The sequence below is a fragment of the Rhodospirillaceae bacterium genome (genome assembly GCA_018662005.1).
Classification (GTDB): Bacteria; Pseudomonadota; Alphaproteobacteria; order Rhodospirillales; family JABHCV01; genus JACNJU01.
In genome coordinates this window covers 1-16,804 of sequence record JABJHA010000051.1, presented here as the reverse complement: position 1 = coordinate 16,804, position 16,804 = coordinate 1, and the positions used below count along the sequence as shown (strand labels likewise).

Annotated in this window: 12 protein-coding genes; 4 read left to right on the top strand and 8 right to left on the bottom strand. The window is 54.0% G+C overall.

Annotation, left to right across the window (positions count from 1 at the left end):
- The 3 genes from HOL66_16770 to HOL66_16760 all read left to right on the top strand — a co-directional run.
- Positions 1 to 173: histidine kinase (locus HOL66_16770; protein MBT5245886.1), on the top strand; the 173-nt coding region annotated here is incomplete at its 5' end.
- 284 nt (positions 174 to 457) lie between these two features.
- Positions 458 to 2,209 (top strand): PAS domain S-box protein, encoded by a 1,752-nt coding sequence (locus HOL66_16765; protein ID MBT5245885.1) that lies wholly within the window; start codon positions 458 to 460, stop codon positions 2,207 to 2,209.
- A gap of 520 nt (positions 2,210 to 2,729) precedes the next feature.
- Positions 2,730 to 4,010, top strand: coding sequence for a PAS domain-containing sensor histidine kinase (locus HOL66_16760; protein MBT5245884.1), 1,281 nt, complete (start codon positions 2,730 to 2,732; stop codon positions 4,008 to 4,010).
- A gap of 123 nt (positions 4,011 to 4,133) precedes the next feature.
- On the opposite strand, the gene HOL66_16755 is transcribed toward HOL66_16760, so the two are convergent.
- The 8 genes from HOL66_16755 to HOL66_16720 all read right to left on the bottom strand — a co-directional run bounded on the left by HOL66_16755 (position 4,134) and on the right by HOL66_16720 (position 15,616).
- Positions 4,134 to 5,360 carry an HlyD family efflux transporter periplasmic adaptor subunit gene (locus HOL66_16755; GenBank protein ID MBT5245883.1) on the bottom strand — a complete coding sequence of 409 codons (1,227 nt, stop codon included), beginning with the start codon at positions 5,358 to 5,360 and terminating at the stop codon, positions 4,134 to 4,136.
- Between the two features lie 10 nt (positions 5,361 to 5,370).
- Positions 5,371 to 7,734 carry an FtsX-like permease family protein gene (locus HOL66_16750; protein MBT5245882.1) on the bottom strand — a complete coding sequence of 788 codons (2,364 nt, stop codon included), beginning with the start codon at positions 7,732 to 7,734 and terminating at the stop codon, positions 5,371 to 5,373.
- A 6-nt stretch (positions 7,735 to 7,740) separates the two neighbouring features.
- Positions 7,741 to 8,481: an ABC transporter ATP-binding protein gene (locus HOL66_16745; GenBank protein MBT5245881.1), complete on the bottom strand. Its 741-nt coding sequence runs from the start codon at positions 8,479 to 8,481 to the stop codon at positions 7,741 to 7,743.
- A 205-nt stretch (positions 8,482 to 8,686) separates the two neighbouring features.
- On the bottom strand, positions 8,687 to 9,493 hold the full coding sequence (locus HOL66_16740) for a solute-binding protein (protein MBT5245880.1): 807 nt from the start codon (positions 9,491 to 9,493) through the stop codon (positions 8,687 to 8,689).
- Positions 9,494 to 9,507: 14 nt separating this feature from the next.
- Positions 9,508 to 10,236 (bottom strand): ATP-binding cassette domain-containing protein, encoded by a 729-nt coding sequence (locus HOL66_16735; GenBank protein MBT5245879.1) that lies wholly within the window; start codon positions 10,234 to 10,236, stop codon positions 9,508 to 9,510.
- Entirely contained in the window at positions 10,233 to 10,937 is a 705-nt protein-coding gene (locus HOL66_16730) for an ABC transporter permease (GenBank protein MBT5245878.1), read from the bottom strand. The genes HOL66_16735 and HOL66_16730 overlap by 4 nt, the downstream gene beginning before the upstream one ends.
- Positions 10,938 to 11,234: 297 nt before the next feature.
- Positions 11,235 to 13,967, bottom strand: a complete 2,733-nt coding sequence (gene fdhF, locus HOL66_16725; protein ID MBT5245877.1) for a formate dehydrogenase subunit alpha — start codon at positions 13,965 to 13,967, stop codon at positions 11,235 to 11,237.
- Positions 13,964 to 15,616 carry an NADH-quinone oxidoreductase subunit F gene (locus tag HOL66_16720; GenBank protein ID MBT5245876.1) on the bottom strand — a complete coding sequence of 551 codons (1,653 nt, stop codon included), beginning with the start codon at positions 15,614 to 15,616 and terminating at the stop codon, positions 13,964 to 13,966. Before HOL66_16720 ends, fdhF begins: the two co-directional genes overlap by 4 nt.
- A gap of 132 nt (positions 15,617 to 15,748) precedes the next feature.
- On the opposite strand from HOL66_16720, the gene HOL66_16715 reads away from it, so the two are divergent.
- A complete protein-coding gene (locus tag HOL66_16715; protein MBT5245875.1) occupies positions 15,749 to 16,438 on the top strand; it encodes a hypothetical protein in 690 nt (229 codons plus the stop codon).
- Positions 16,439 to 16,804: the final 366 nt, after the last annotated feature.

Genomic DNA, 16,804 nt, shown 5'->3' with positions numbered 1-16,804 from the left:
GTACCTTTGGCCAGGTGGACAGTGGCCTTGACCGAAAACACGAAGGAACCGGTTTGGGGTTGCCATTGACCAAGCGTCTAATGGAACTTCATGGCGGGACAATGGAAATCAAAAGTGAGAAGGGCCATGGTACTTCGATAATGGTTATTTTCCCCAAGGAACGTGTGATCTAGAATGTCTGCCTTGGGGTCAAAACCAAAAGTAACCAGCGTCCCAAAATAACGCCCGCTCTACCCTCTCAAAGCAGACATTTTCGGGTATTGGCAAATGCTCAAAGGCTTCTGATATGAGCCATTTTCGGAAGTTAGTGAGGTGAATTGTAAGACCATCATCTGAATGTTATCCTCAGGCAAGGAAACGAGTGCATTGAAAAAATCTACCAAGAGTACGCATAGGTGATTAAGTGAAATCATACATTGGGAAATTAGACCCTCTGCTTCGGGCTTTCATTTATTCCATGATGGTGTTGGTCTTCATTTCCCCTTTTTTTATTGCATGGGAGTTCCTGCTTGAAGAGAGCGCCCTCTCATTATTCGGATTTAAGAATTCCCAAACAACACAAGAACATTGGCTACACGTCCTCATGTTCGTGTTTTTAACGGCCATTTTCCTGATTTTTTTCTTGTACATCTTTTCTCGTTTTATTGAGCCGCGCATCAATGAGCAAGAAAACAGCTTGAAAGCTATCTTCGATAACGCTCCTGTCGAGATGTATTTGAAGGATGTTGAAGGCCGATACGTTCAGATAAACCGACGTTTTGAAAAACTTTTTAATGTTCGAAACGAGGACCTGAAAGGTAAATTTCCTTTCGATGCACACGATGCCAAACTTGCCGAGAGTACTCGCCAACACGATCTGAAAGTTTTGAAAACGGGAGAGGTGGTTATACGGGAAGAGAATGCCGAAACGTCATTAGGCCCTCGCGCACTTCATACCATCAAATTTCCTATCCTTGATAAAAACAAAAAAGTATCGGGATTAGGGGCAATTGTTAGCGATATATCAGACATAAAAAATGCGGAAACCGCACTTCGTGAGATCACTCAACGACTTGATTCTATTCTCCAGAACGCCCCGGTAGCTATTCATTTAAAAGATGTAGAGGGCCGATATTTGCTCGTCAATCAGGCATACGAAGAAATGTTTTCTTGTCATAGGGAAAACCTCCAAGGACGTACAATTGCTGAACTTCAGGACGATGTCCTAATGACTGATGACATTGATCTTATTACTCAGATTGAACATCAGGTCAAAAAGAAGTGCGAAGCGTACACCTTTGAGCATGAGCTTCGAATTATTGGTAAGGTTACACATCTAGAGACAATCAAATTTCCAGTTCTGGACGATCAAGGTGTCATTCTTGGTGTTGGTGGAATTGAAACGGACATAACCAAACGCAAGATGGCGGAGGAGAAACTGAGCAAAGCCTACGAAGAATTGGAATTGCGGGTTGATGAACGGACTAAAGATCTTTCCAACGCTCTCGGAGATGCAGAGGTGGCAAACCAGGCAAAGAGCGCGTTCCTCGCCAACATGAGCCACGAGTTGCGTACGCCCCTGAATGCGGTTATCGGGTTTTCCGAAACGATGAAGAAAGGAATATTCGGTCCCCTCAATGAAAAATATATGGAATACGCTAACGATATAAATAGTTCCGGCAGACACTTGCTCGAACTCGTCAATGACATTCTCGACCTGGCAAAGCTGGAGAACGAAACGACGGAACTGCATATTGAAGAAGTTCCGCCGAAAGAAATTATCGGTGAAATTATTCCGTATATTAGTGAGATGATGGACGACCGGCGCATTGAATTTGTTGACCTGTGCGATGGTCACGAGAATGTCAGGGTGTTGGCCGACAAAACCAAATTTAAACAGGTTCTGTTAAATCTGTTTACCAATGCAATCAAATATAACACCGAAGACGGCAAGGTTTTTCTAGGCTGCGAAGGGTTAGCAAATGGCATGACCAAAATCACGATCGAAGACACAGGTTTGGGTATTCCGCTTACCTCTCAACCACATCTGTTTGAAGCGTTCAATCGTTTGGATTATGACGACTCCAATATCAAGGGAACAGGCATCGGCCTGACGATCTCAAAGCACCTGATAGAACTTATGGGTGGCAGGATCAGTTTTGAAAGTACAGAAGGCCAGGGAAGCAAATTCTGGATCGAAATTCCCTGCGCCGTTACAAATGATTCCTGAGGTCCGTTTTGGGTCAGAAGCAGAAGTAATCAGCACACCAAATTTACGTCCGCTATACCCCCTCAAAGCAGACATTAATCTCGAGAAATTGAATTTTGCTCTTTTGACTTCTGCTTTCCGTAGAAAAGCAGACATTATCGGGCGGTGGAAATAAGGTCTGCTTATAACCAAAAGCGGCTGTTTAGAGACATTGAATGTACGGCATCTCTATAGCATGGCAACTTCATTTATCAATTGGATGTTGGCAGCTGGGGTGTCCAGGTTTGTGACTTACAGCAATATTTCCGCTACATCCCAGCTAAATATCTGCAACATTTCCCTGTAATATCGCTTTCCAAACATTATATATTATTAGCAAACCTTGGGTTCGGAGTAGTCACTCGTGACAGATACCATTCTCGAAACTATTCGGGCATTAGTCTTGTTGGGGATTGTATTTTTCCTGTGGAATGCGGGTCGCAACCGGTTTGAGCAATCCCGGAGGGGTTGGAATTTAATTATTACCGGGTTCGGACTCTTATTGTTCGGAAGTATTCTCGACATCAGCGATAACTTCGAGAACCTCAACTCGTTCATCATTATCGGCGATACGGAAACAGAGGCTTTTTTAGAGAAATTTGTCGGTTTTCTGGGCGGTTTCGTGTTTCTCGCGATCGGATTATTCAAATGGATTCCGGGGGTTCAAGCCTTGTCCGATCTTGTAAACCAACGCACGCTTGAGCTTCAAGAAACCAATACGTCACTGGAAAAAAACCGAGAATCTTTGGAAGTGCTGGCAGACAACCTGCCTGTTTTCATTAGCCTGAAGGACACAGAAGGACGTTTTCAATTCGTCAACAAATGTTTCAAAGACTGGGTTTGTGTGAGCAACGACGATATCATTGGAAAGACGGTCTACGATATTTATCCAGAAGAACAGGCGATTGAGTTTTCGGCCAAGGACCGAGAAGCCATCGACAATAATTTCGTTTTGTCCCAGGAAGTCGAACTCTCTTACCCTGATGGGAAAACGCGTTCAGTTATTAGCACTCGGTTCCCTGTTTCTTCATCGACTGATACGGTGATTGGTTTGGGAACCATCAATTTTGATATAACGAAGCACAAGGTTGCCGAACGTTTAAAAAATGAGTTCATCTCGACGGTCAGCCATGAACTGCGCACCCCGCTGACGTCGATCAAGGGATCACTTGGCCTGATTAAGTCGGGCACCGTTGGTGAACTTCCCGCAGAGTTTCTTTCCATGCTGAACATCGCCTACGACAATTCCGACCGGCTGGTGCTGTTAATCAACGACATCCTCGATATGGAAAAAATCGAGGCCGGAAAAATGCTTTTTCAAATGAAACCGACGGATATTTCGTCGCTACTCGAAGAAGCCATAGAAGCCAATAAGGGATTCGGCGATGAACACGGCATCAGTTTCGTTCACTTAGGCACAGCCAACCAGTTCCTTGTGGATGCAGATAAAGATCGCCTGATGCAGGTCCTCTCTAATCTGATGTCCAATGCGGCAAAGTTTTCCCCGCCCGGGGGCCGGGTCGAACTGGCAGCCGTGCGCGATAACGGCATCATTCGTATCGCCGTCAAGGACAATGGCCCCGGTATTCCCGAAGAATTCAGAGATACCATCTTTGAAAAATTTTCCCAGGCTGACTCCTCCGACACGCGCCAAAAAGGCGGAACCGGGTTGGGTCTCAGTATCACCAAGGCGATTGTTGAAGAGCATGGCGGTACCATTGATTTTCATTCTGAAGCGGGTGTTGGTTGCACGTTCTTCTTCACCCTGCCGATTTTACAATGACCGCTTTTGGTCAGAAACGGAAGCATGCAAAATCCCAATCTGACTTCCGCTTTCCGTAGAAAAGCAGTCATCATTCGGTGACGAAAATAATGTCGGCTTATAGCAAAAAAATGGGCTTTGATATTAGCGCAAACCGTATTCGAGATGGCGAGCGACGATGTCGATATTGTCCGTCACCCGGTCGCTGGGATGACTGATAACCCGCGTTCCTTCGTCGAGCCCAGCCAGCACTTCGGCGGTGCGTCCGTTTCTGTGTCCGATGGTGATTTTGGTTAATTTGGCCGTCCCTTCGTTATCGATGAACACGGCCCAGTCGTCGCCATCACGGAACAACGCCCCAATGGGCACCTGCAGGACATCCTCTTCGCGCCATTCACGAATATGGGCCTCGACGCGGAAACCGTGGCCGAGGGCAATTGTATGCTCCGAATTTCCGGTGAAATCGATAATGATATTGACGCGCTGCTCTTCGATTCCGAGGGCCGAAATTTTCGTGAAACCGTAGGGTTCGATCCTGCGCACACGGCCCTCAAGCGAGGTCTCGCCGCCCCAACCGTTGAGGAGGACCGAGACCCCCTTGCTCACCCTGACGGCTTCCGACGAAAGCAGATCGACGACGACCTCAAGGTTTTCGGGGTCACCGACTTCAATCAGCGGACTGGCACGCTCAACGACTCCTTCGCTCTGGCGCAGCACGCGCAACACCCTACCGCTGACCGGGGCGCTGACATCGACGCAGCAGGTCGTTTGCTGTTCGCTTTCATTGGCCGGATTGATCAGGGCGGCCCTGGCGGTTTCCCACTCGAAACGCCGGACCTTGAGGGTCGCCAGCGCGCTGTCGACGGCGGCTGCATGGGTTGCGACTTCCAGTTCCGCGCGGTCAAACTCAAGCTCTGAAATGGTCTCTTTGGCGAACAGGTCGCGCGAGCGTTTCAGGTTGGACCGGGCGAAGGTCAGTTCAGCCCGGACACGGTTCAATTCCGCCTGGGCCAGGGATTTGGCGGCTTCGGCGGCTTTGGCTGTAGATTTCGCCTGGGCCAGAGCGCGGGCGTCGAGAAATTGTGGGCTCGCCGGTTCGATGGAAGCTAACACGGTCTTGCCGGCGATCACCGTATCACCAACATGGACCTCTATGCGCCGGATGCGTCCCGACACCGGGGCCGAGACGGTATAGATGTCATGCACCCGTGTTCGCCCTTCGCCGTTAATGACGACTTCCATTGGTGCGCGCTTGACGACGGCCAGATCAACCGGCACCGGGGCCGGGGAGAACGCCCACATCAGCACCGCTACCGACAAGGCGCCGGCGATTACGGCGGGGGTAATTTTTTTTATGTTCAGTGCGGTCATTCCAACCCTCTTATTCTCTGGTTTTTAGCGCCTCGACCAAGTCCATGGTATCAAGTTTACGCCGCACTACCAGTCCGGAAATGGCGGCGGCAACAAGGACGACGACGATGGCCAGGGCAAAAGTATCGCGGTTGAGGACAAGGGGGATGCGGAACAATTCGGTGTTCATCGACTCCGCCCAAAGCGATGCCAGGCCATAGCCGATCCCGCTGCCAAGCGGCAAAGCGGCGACGATGAGCAGCGCCAGTTCGCCCAACAGGATATAGGCTGCTTCGCCCCGGGTAAAACCGAGCACCCGCAGGCTTGCCAGTTCGCGCGACCGCTCGGACAAGGAAATACGCGCCGAATTATAAACTACGCCAAAGGCTATGATACTGGCGAAGGCGATGTTGAAGTCGATCATCAGCCCGAGGTTGTCATTGATCGTCTTGCGGAAACTTTCGACCAAGACCTCGCGAATGGAAACGGCGGCGACAGACGGCATATCCTTGAGCTCACGGTACAACTCAGCCGCCCTGGTTTTATCGATACGCAGCGTCGCCCCCGTAATCACCGGATCCTCGCCGAGGAGTCGGTTGAGCGCTGCCAGATCCATGTAGACGGGTGTCGCGATATATTCATCGACCAGGGCCGTAACCGGTACTTTTAGGACGGGACGCCGCCCTTCCTTGACCTCGACGGTGATAATATCCCCAAGACCGACGTGCAGGACCTCGGCCATCTTTTTCGATAGCACCAATCCCTCGGCGGGTAGCTTCATCGGCTTGAAGCCGTCGCCGAGGGGGCGAAACATGGAAGCGTCGGAGGCAAGGCCGATAATGTTCTCGTAGTTCGTCCAGTGGCCTGCGACCAGACGCGTTGGCACGGAGCGGAACGGCTCAGAGATAAGTACACCGGGCAAGCGGGCAACTTCCGACAGGGACGAGGCGCTCTTGGCATCGGCGAAATGCAGCATCACATCCTGACGCTGGGTCTGGAAAAACTGGACATTGACCAGTCGATCCATGGAATCGAGAAAGAAAATCGTGCTGATCAAAATCGCCACCGCGAGCGCCGTCCCCAACACGCTGAGGCCCGAACGCAGTGGCCAGCGCAGAGAATGACGCAGGATCATGCGGCTGGGCTCGCTTAAAGTTTTCAGGCGCAGCAGGCGCTCGACCCAGAACGTCTGGTACGAGGTCGGCGGCGGCGGCGTCATGGCGACGGCGGGCATCAAACGCTGGGCCCGCCAAACCGACGTCAACGCACCGGCCAGACCGACGGTAATGCTGATCAACGTGGCGGTAATGTAGATAGACCCGTCGATAATGTAATAGAGGAAGGGAAAGCGGAAATATTCGGTGTAAAGTTCCGTCATTCCCCGCCCGAGCCAGGTCCCAAAGGCGAGCCCGGTCACTATTCCGAAAATGACGATGATCAGCACCAACTTGATGTAGAGCCAGGCGACATTGCCGTCGGAATAGCCGAAGGCCTTGAGCAGACCGATCTGTTGGCGCTCGGTCTCAACCAGACGCGAGGCCACGATATGCAGCAGGAACGCTGCGATACCTAGGAACAACGGCGGCGCCACATTGCCCATGGCCCGCAACTGGTTGATCTCGTTGGTGACGAACCAGTTGGATATCTGGTCCTTTTGGGCATAGGCGCGGATACCGCCGAACTTCTCCGTCATCCTGTCCAGGGCGGCGATCACTTCCGATGCGTCAACGCCGCGTTCAAGCGTCATCGAGGCTTCGGTGAAGGAACCGCCAAGGTCGAACGCCGCCTCCAACGCCTTCTCTTCCATCCAGATAATTCCGAAGCGTTGGTCGTCGGGCATCAACGCACCGGGTCCAAGGGCGTAGACATATTCCGGCGACAGCACGACGCCGACGATGGTCAGGGTGCGTTTGTGACCGTTGATGATGGCGGCAAAGGTATTGCCGGGTTTGAATTCATTGGCCAGGGCAAAGGCCTCGTTGACCAGCACTTCGTCGGGGCGGCCTGGGGCCAGCAGGCGACCCTGACGCAGGTGCAAGACATTGAGCGTCTGCTCACGGGTCTCGGGCAACGAGATCAATCGGCCACTGGCGGGCTCGGAAAGACCGGGAATATCCAGGGTCACGTTCTTGACGATGCGGGTTTCGACAGTTTTGACTCCGGCGATGTCGGCGATGTCGGCCTTGAGGCGTTGCGGCGCGCGCTTCAGGGGTGCAAAAACCTGGGCGAAGCGATAGCGTTCGTAATAGGCATCGCGCGTCTCTTCCAGCGAATAGAGGGTGCCGAGGCTCATGATGTAGGTGGCGACGCCGGAACCGATAACCAGTGCAATGGCCAACGCCTGTCCCTTGATGCGCCACAGATCGCGAAGAATTTTTCGGTTAATCGGGGTCATGGCGGTTTACCAGCTCAGCTCTTTGACGGGGCGACGGTTGGTGTTTTTGCGCACGTCGATGATACGACCGTCTCCGAAGGTCATCACCCTGTCGGCCATATCGGCGATGACGGCGTTATGGGTGATGAGCGCCGTCGTCGTTCCCAAGGTCCGGTTGGTGCGCTCAATGGCCTCAAGCACCAGCAGGCCGGTCTTGCTGTCCAGCGCCCCGGTGGGCTCGTCACAGAAAAGAATATCCGGGCGTTTTGCGATGGCACGGGCGATAGCCACCCGTTGCTGCTCGCCACCGGAAAGCTGGGCCGGAAAATGGTCCATGCGCTGCTCCAGCCCAACCATGCCCAGGGCTTCTTCCGCCGGTAGCGGGTTGGGGGCGATGCCGGTGACGATGGTGACGTTTTCGCGCGCGGTCAGGCTGGGGATCAGGTTATAGAACTGAAACACGAACCCGACATGATCGCGGCGATAGGTGGTAAGGCCCTGGCTGCCAAGGGTCGACAATTCGTTATTATGAAAGAACACCTGACCGGAGGTCGGACTGTCGAGGCCGCCCAGAATGTTAAGCAGGGTCGACTTACCGCTGCCTGAAGGTCCCAGCAGCACGACCAATTCGCTTTCATGCAACTCCAGATCGACCCCCTGCAGTGCGTGAATAACGACCTCGCCTGTGTGATATTCCTTGGTAAGATTGAAGGCCGAGAGTGTTGCTCTTCTCTGCCTATCTGTACCCTGTGAATCTGATTTGGGCATCTCTTTACACCTGCAGTGGGCCTAGGCATATAGTTTAACCCTATTGTTGGTCGAATAACGCACTCAATGTCCGTTTTGGGTCAGAAACGGAAGTAAACAGCGTCCCAAAATAACGTCCGCTTTACCTCCTTAAAGCAGACGTTCCTGTGATCCCCAACCGCTGGTATCGGCTTTTTTGGAGGAAGAAAACAGCTGCCCGCAATCGCTACTGGGCGTTGGCCTTGAACAACGGCTCGCCGTTTATTTTAAAGTCTGCAATCGCCGCCTGACCTGCCGGCGAGACCAGCCAGTCGATGAATGTTTGCCCGGCCGCGGCCTTCACGTGAGGATGGCGTTCGGGGTTGACCAGCATGACCGCGTACGGGTTGAGCAGCCGTTTGTCGCCCTCAACAAGGATTTTCAGATCGCCCCTGTTCCTGAAGGCCAGCCAGGTTCCCCTGTCGGTCATGGTGTAGCCGTTCATGGCTGCCGCCGTGTTCAGGGTGGCACCCATTCCCGAACCGGTTTCCCGGTACCAGGAACCCGAAGCCTTGCCCGTATCGATGTTGGCTGCCTTCCACAAGGCGCGTTCCTTCTTGTTGGTGCCGCTGTCATCACCGCGTGACAGGAAGGGGATTTTGGCGGCGGCGATTTTTGACAGGGCGCTGACCACGTCCTGTGTCTGGCTGGTGGCCGCCGGGTCGCGGGTCGGGCCGACGATGACAAAGTCATTATACATAACGTCGTAACGTTTAACCCCGAAGCCTTCTTCAACAAACGCTTCTTCGGACTTGCGGTGATGGACGAGCAGCACATCGGCGTCGCCGTTTTGGGCCAGTTTGATGGCCTGACCGGTGCCGACGGCGACGACGCGCACGGTGATGCCGCTGCTTTTACTGAACAACGGCAGGATCGTCTCAAACAGGCCGGAGTCTCGGGTCGAGGTGGTCGAGGCGAGGGTGATGAAATTTTCTTCGGCAGCGCTGGCCTGTGGGATAAAAAGTGTCAGGGCGAGCAGAAGGATGCGGATCATGGGGGCTCTCATTTTCAAGTTTCAGGGGCGTCCTGCCACAACAGCTGGCCTTCAAGGAAGGCTCTGGCCTGCGGGCTTACAGGGCGGGAGAAGAAGCTGTCGGCGGTGGCGCTTTCAAGTAATTCTCCACGGTGAATAAACAGCACGTCGTCGGCAAGGCGTTTGGCCTGGGCCAGATCGTGGGTGGTCATGATGATGCGGGTGCCGCTGTTATGGATGGCGTCGATGACATCTTCGATGGCGTGGGTCGCCGCCGGGTCGAGACTGGCCGTTGGCTCGTCGAGAAACAGCACATGCGGTTTCAGCGCCCAGGCCCGGGCCAGGGCAAGTTTCTGCTGCTCGCCAAACGACAGCACCCGGGCCGGGGTGTGGGCCAGGTGGGCGAGGCCGGTGCGCTCAAGGACTTTGCTGGTGCGCTCCGCGCAGGTCCGCCGGTCAATCCCTTTTAGCGACAGGGCGTAATCCACATTGGCCGCGACCGTACGGCGCAGCATCACCGGTCGCTGGAAGACCATCGCCTGCTTGCGGGCCGGGTCGCCGTGCCAGTCAACGCTGCCCGCTGTCGGTTCAAGAAGACCGTGGCACAATCTTAAAAGCAGGCTTTTGCCGGCCCCGTTGGGGCCCAGGATGATGGTTCTGGGGCCGGCGTTAAAGCGGTGGCTCAGGTTATCGATCAGCTTCTTGCCATCAATCTGGAAAGATAAATGATCCAGTGACAGGGGCAGGATGGTCTCTGTGTTCATGCCCGCCCCCTGACACTGGTCTCTTTAAGCATGAAGGCGGCGGCATTGATGGCTAACGACAGGGTAATCAGGATGATTCCCAATCCCAGCGCCAGCGCCAGGTTCCCCTTGGAGACTTCAAGGGCGATTGCCGTTGTCATCACGCGTGTCACATGATCGATGTTGCCGCCGACGATCATCACCGCCCCGACTTCCGCCGAGGCCCGACCGAAACCGGCCAGCACCGCCGTCAAAAGCGAAAACCGGCCGTCCCATATCAATGTCAACATGCAGCGCAGTGGCGACGCACCAAGGGACAGTAGCTGCTCGCGATATTCGCTCCACAGGTCCTCGACGATCTGACGGCTCAGGGCGGCGATGATCGGGACAATCAAAATGGTCTGGGCAATGATCATCGCGCTCGGTGTGAACAACAGCCCGAACACCCCAAACGGGCCCACCCTGGAAAGCAGCAGATAGACGATCAGGCCAACAACGACCGGTGGCAATCCCATCAGCGCGTTCAGGATGACGCTCAGGGTTTTGCGTCCGGGAAATTTGTACAAGGCCGTCGCCGCACCCAGCGGCATTCCGATCAGTGTCGCCAGTGCGACAGCGGTGATACTGACGCCGAGTGACAGGCCGACGATTTCGAGCAAATCCGCATCACCGCGGGCGACGAGAATCAGGGCAGCACTAAAAGAGTCGGAAAAATCATTCATAACGGGGCTACTTAAGAGTCGTTCTTAAAAATATCCGCTATAAAAACATAAAAATGCATAAAAAAACATAAAAAAACTGAAAACTACAGAATTTCAGAAATTTTGGTGAGTTTGCCAGGAAGGGGGGTAAAAAAACGAAGGCCGCTGGCACCAAACGATAACGGACTATGGGGGGGGAAGAAATGTCCGTTTCGGGTGACAGCGGCTATCGCTGAACAGTGCTGTGGGCTGAGGTCACAGCACCGCTTTTCTTGAAGTGATTATCAGTGGTTCGTGGCCGACTGTAATTGACATGGATCAAGAAGCGGCTTTTATTACCCGTACGGCGGCGAATTTGAATTCGGGAATTTTGCCGAAAGGGTCAAGCTTCGGATTGGTCAATAAGTTTGCTGCCGCCTCGTTAAAACAAAACGGGATAAAGGCCATGTTTTCAGGGACATCCCGATCGGCCCGGGTTTTAAGCGTGATCGAACCACGCCTGCTGGTGACTTGGGCCATGTCGCCAGGCACCATGCCAAATCCTTCAATAGCCCGGGGATGCAGGTTGACAACAGCCTCGGGTTCGATGGCCGAAAGCACCGCGGCGTGGCGGGTCATCGCTCCGGTATGCCAGTGTTCCAACATGCGCCCGGTGGTCAGGATGGTCGGATAGTCTTCATCGGGTAGTTCGTCCGGCGGCTCGACCTGGGCCGGAACCAGTCTGGCCCGACCGCTGGCTGTCGGGAAACCATCACCGAACAGAATGGCCTGGCCGGGCTGGTCTTCCGAAGCACACGGATAAGTGACGGCGTTTTCATTTTCCAGACGCTGCCAGGTAATGCCTTTGATCGAGGCCATGGTCTGGCGCATTTCGTTAAAGACCTCTTGGGGCCCCCGATAAGCCCAGTCAAGGCCCATACGCTGGGCAATTTCCTGGATAATCCACCAGTCCTGCCGTGCCTCGCCAGGTGGCTCAAGAACCTGACGGGCCATTTGCACCTGACGGTTGGAATTGGTGAAGGTTCCGGACTTCTCGGGGAACGCGGAAGCAGGCAGCACGACATCGGCGAAGTGGGCTGTTTCGGTCAGAAAAATATCCTGAACCACCAGATGATCAAGCTTGCTGAAGGCAGCCCGGGCGTGGGCCACGTCCGGGTCCGACATAGCCGGGTTTTCGCCCATAATGTACATACCGTTTATGCTTCCGGCGTGAATAGCATTGATGATCTCGACCACGGTCAGCCCCGGATCCGGGTCCAGTTCCATACCCCACAAGTCTTCGTAGCGAGCCCGGACATCGGCGTCGGAGACCGACTTGTAATCAGGATAAACCATTGGAATCAAACCAACATCAGACGCCCCTTGAACGTTATTCTGACCACGTAACGGGTGTAGGCCGGTGCCGGGTCTGCCGACATTGCCGGTGATCAAAGCCAGGGCGATCAGGCAACGGGCATTATCGGTGCCGTGAACATGTTGTGAAATACCCATGCCCCAGTAAATGATGGCCCGCCCGGCGTTCGCGTAGGTGCGCGCGACGGTGCTGATGACATCAGCATCGATGCCGCACAAGGGTGCCATTTTCTCAGGCGTGAAGCCCTCGATGTGCTGCTGTAATTCCGCGAAGCCTTCGGTATGGCTGGCAATATAGTCGTCATCGGTCAGCCCTTCTTTGATGATCACATGCAGAATGGCATTGAGCAGGGCGACATCCATACCCGGCTTGAATTGCAGCATGTGATCGGCGTGTCGGGTCAGGCCCTGTCCACGCGGATCCATGACGATGAGCGTCGCGCCATCCTGCTTGGCATTTTTGATGAAGGTCGCGGCAACGGGATGGTTCTGGGCCGGGCGCGAGCCAATGACAATGATGACGTCGGCGTCCTTGGCTGCGGTGAAGGGAGCGGTAACGGCGCCCGATCCAATTCCTTCCATGAGCGCTGCAACCGATGATGCATGACACAAGCGGGTGCAGTGATCGACATTGTTTGAACCGAAGCCGGTGCGGACAAGTTTTTGCACCAGATAGGCTTCTTCGTTTGAGCCTTTGGCCGAACCAAAACCGGCCAGCGCCTTGTCGCCCTTGTTTTGGCGAATTGATGTCAATCCTGATGCGGCAAGGTCCAGGGCTTCCTCCCATGTCGCTTCACGAAAAATCTTGCGCCAGTCTCCGGCATCGAACTCCGGATCAGGGATTTTCGGTGCGTCGTCGCGGCGTATGAGAGGTGTGGTCAGGCGGTGTGGGTGGTGTACGTAGTCGAGACCGAAACGGCCCTTGACGCAAAGCCTGTTCAAATTGCCCGGCCCGTTGCGTCCGGCCATGCCGACGATGCGATCATTCGCGATTTTATAGGTGACCTGACAGCCTACACCGCAATAAGGGCAGAGCGAGCGGACTTCCCGATCAACATTTACTGGCGGTGTTTTTTCCAGCAGGGCACCGGTCGGGCAGGCTTGCACACATTCGCCACAAGCGACGCAGGTACTTGTCCCCATGGGGTCGGCGATATCAAAAACGATTTCAGAACGGGCCCCGCGCCGGGCCATGCCGATGACGTCGTTTACCTGAATTTCCCGACAGGCGCGGAGACAGTTGGTACACTGAATACAGGCGTCCATATTGACCGCAATGGCCGGGTGGCTGGTATCGGCATCCGGTTGCGGGCGACAGCCGAAACGACTTTCCGTGACCCCCATTTGATCAGCCATTTGCCAAAACCGGGACTGCGGATCAGGACCCGTGGCGCGAGCTGGTTGATCGGCGATCAGCAGTTCCATCACCATATTGCGGGCCTTTGTCGTCCGCGCTGATTCGCTGGCGACGTTCATGCCTTCAGTGGGCAGGCGTTTGCAACTGGCGGCCAGGGTCCGCTCGCCGTCTATCTCGACCAGACAAAGTCGACAGTTTCCGTCGGCCCGGTAATGTTGGTTGAGGCCCGAACACATATGGGGAATGGCAATTCCCAGCCTTTTTGCGACCTGGAATATGCTTTCGCCGGGCTCTGCCTGAACAGGTTTCCCATCAAGGGTGAAGGAGATGATGTCGCTCATTTTAAATCTCCCTTGAAGAATTTAAGGGCGCTGATAACGGGATTGGCCGCCGCTTGCCCCAGGCCGCAGATCGATGCGTCACCCATGGCATCGGCAAGTTCGCCGATCAGATTTGCGTTCCAGTCCTCGGCCTCAAACATCTGCGATAATTTTTCGCAACCGGCCCGGCACGGCGTGCATTGACCGCAACTTTCTTCTTCAAAAAAGTGGGTCAGATTGCGGACGACGTTTTTGATATCGTCCTTGTCGGACAGGATGACAACGGCTGAAGAGCCGACGAAACAGCCATATTCCTCAAGCGAGCCAAAATCGAGCGGCACATCGCCTTTGTCAGCAGGCAGAATTCCTCCCGATGCACCGCCGGGCAGGTAGCCTGCAAAAACATGACCCTCGGCCATGCCACCGGCATAGTCTTCGATCAAGGCGTTGACGGTTGTTCCTGCCGGGGCCAGTTTGACGCCGGGGTCGCGCACACGTCCCGAAACCGAATAGAAGTGAGGTCGACCGGCCTGTTTGTAGGTCTCGGCACCGTTGTTGATGATGTCGGTGACGAAGTACAGGGTTTCCACATTGTTGATCAGGGTCGGATACCCGAACAGGCCTTCATTGGCCGGGAATGGTGGCCTGTTGCGAGGCAGACCGCGCTTGCCTTCCAGGCTTTCGAGCAAAGCCGTTTCCTCGCCACAGACGTAAGCTCCGGCTCCACGCCTGAGGCGAATTTTGACGCCGCCAGTCAGGTCAGCTTTTTCAATATTGGCGATCTCGGTTTGCATGATGGCGCGGATGTGCGGGTATTCATCGCGCAGATAAATGTAAATGTCATCGGCCTCGACGGTCCAAGCGGCAATCAGGGCCCCTTCGAGGACTTTGTGGGGTGTGCTTTCAAGGCAATGACGGTCCTTGAAGGTTCCGGGTTCGCCTTCGTCGGCATTGAGCGCAACAATGCGGGGTTTCGGATTATCAAGCAGGAAACGCCATTTGCGGGCGACCGGGAAACCGGCCCCACCAAGACCACGCAGACCGGATGCATCAATTTGATCAAGAATATCCTCAGCTGTTTTGTTGCCTGAAAGACAGGCTTCAAGGGCTGCGTAACCGCCATTCTTACGGTAATCGGCCAACCCTTCGTAAGTAAGGACAAGGGCTTCAGTCTGATTGTTCGCAACGGCTTCCTGAACACTCTCCGGGCTGGCATGGCCAAGACGGTGACTGCCGACGGCAACAGCCGGGGCGGTTTCGCAAGCGCCGATGCAGGGGACCGGTTGCACACGGATGGAGTCGCCCAAGGCGGATTTTAAGGCATTCAGAAGGTCCCGGGCGCCAGCCATTTCACAGGCAATACCGTCGCATACACGCACGGTAAGGGGTGGTGGCGGGGTTTCGCCTTCCTTGACCACATCGAAATGAGCGTAGAAGGAGGCGACTTCGTAAACCTCGGTTTGCGATAATTTCAGTTCGCTAGCCAGTGCGACCAGGTGAGTTGCGGACAGGTGTCCGTACTGATCCTGTATCAGGTGAAGGAATTCAATCAGTAAATCCTTGTGCCGCGGGGCATCACCGAGCAAGCCGCGGACGACAACAAGGGCTTGCGGGTCGAGCTGACGACCTTTGGTGTGGTTTGCTGTTTTGCCGGATTTTCCTGTCACGATTTATCTTCCACCCAATGAATTCAGCCATTGTTCTATTATGGACCTGATTATCCAATATGAATATCGTCATTGAATACTGGTTTCCTGCCAAGAAAACGACGTATGTTTTCCTTGTGCAGACGTTTTGCAAGAATGGGGAATAACAGAGGTGTCATGCAGGTCGATATAAAAGTCGTTCAATTGCTGTGCTCGCGCTTGTGCCATGACCTGATAGGTCCGGCAGGCGCGGTCCATAATGGTATGGAATTGTTTGAAGAAATGGGCGTCGATGGCGGGGAGGATGCCCTTAAAATGGTATCAGCCAGCGTTTCCCAATTATCAGCCCGATTGGGATTTTTCAGGATGGCCTTCGGGCTGGGCGGCTTAAGTGGCAGGCAAGCCCCTTTAAGCGAAGCGCGACAGTTGGCCGATGCTTTCCTTGAAGGGGGGCGGATCGACCTGGACTGGCCTTCGGACGTTGCGGCCGAGCAGAAATGGCAACCCACGGGGCCGATGATCAAACTGTTATTCAACATGATTTTGGTGGCCATCGATGCTTTGCCCCGGGGTGGAATTCTTGGCGTTTCCCTGGTCAGGGTGGACGATGAACCGGATGGCCCCGCAATTGGTATGGCCATCAAGGCGGCAGGAGAAGGCGCAACCCTGAAAGACGATTTGAAATCAGCGCTATTCCCGGCAACTGCGGAAGGCACTGAACCAGAGCTAAATGCCCATAATATCCATGGTTTTTTCTGCCATCAGCTGGCTCGTAGCCTGGCTTCCGAAATTGAGGTTTCGGCCATAGAAAACGAAGTCCGATTTGCGGTTCTTGTGCAAGAGTAAGCGGTTCTTGTGCAAGAGTAAAATGAACGCTAGACTGCTCTGGATTAAGCATTATCTATAAGGGGTTATGAAAGTTATCATGACCATTTCCTTGGCTCAGCAGCGGGTAGTTGGTGATTTTCTGAGTGAAGGAAAAGTTGGCTCGTTTTTATTGGGCAAGCCCTCTATAGGCCAGTGTTACTGTAAAAATAGAACGTTATATTCAAAGGATGCGCCAAGTTGTTATAATTAGAGCCTCCTCAGAAACTCTAATCCATTGAATATAAGAGATGAATCAATATTTTGGTCTGGTATAATGCACGTTATTCGCCATTAACCAGATGAAAAGCTTGCACCATGCGCAGTCGTTGCTCCCCCAATCAGCTC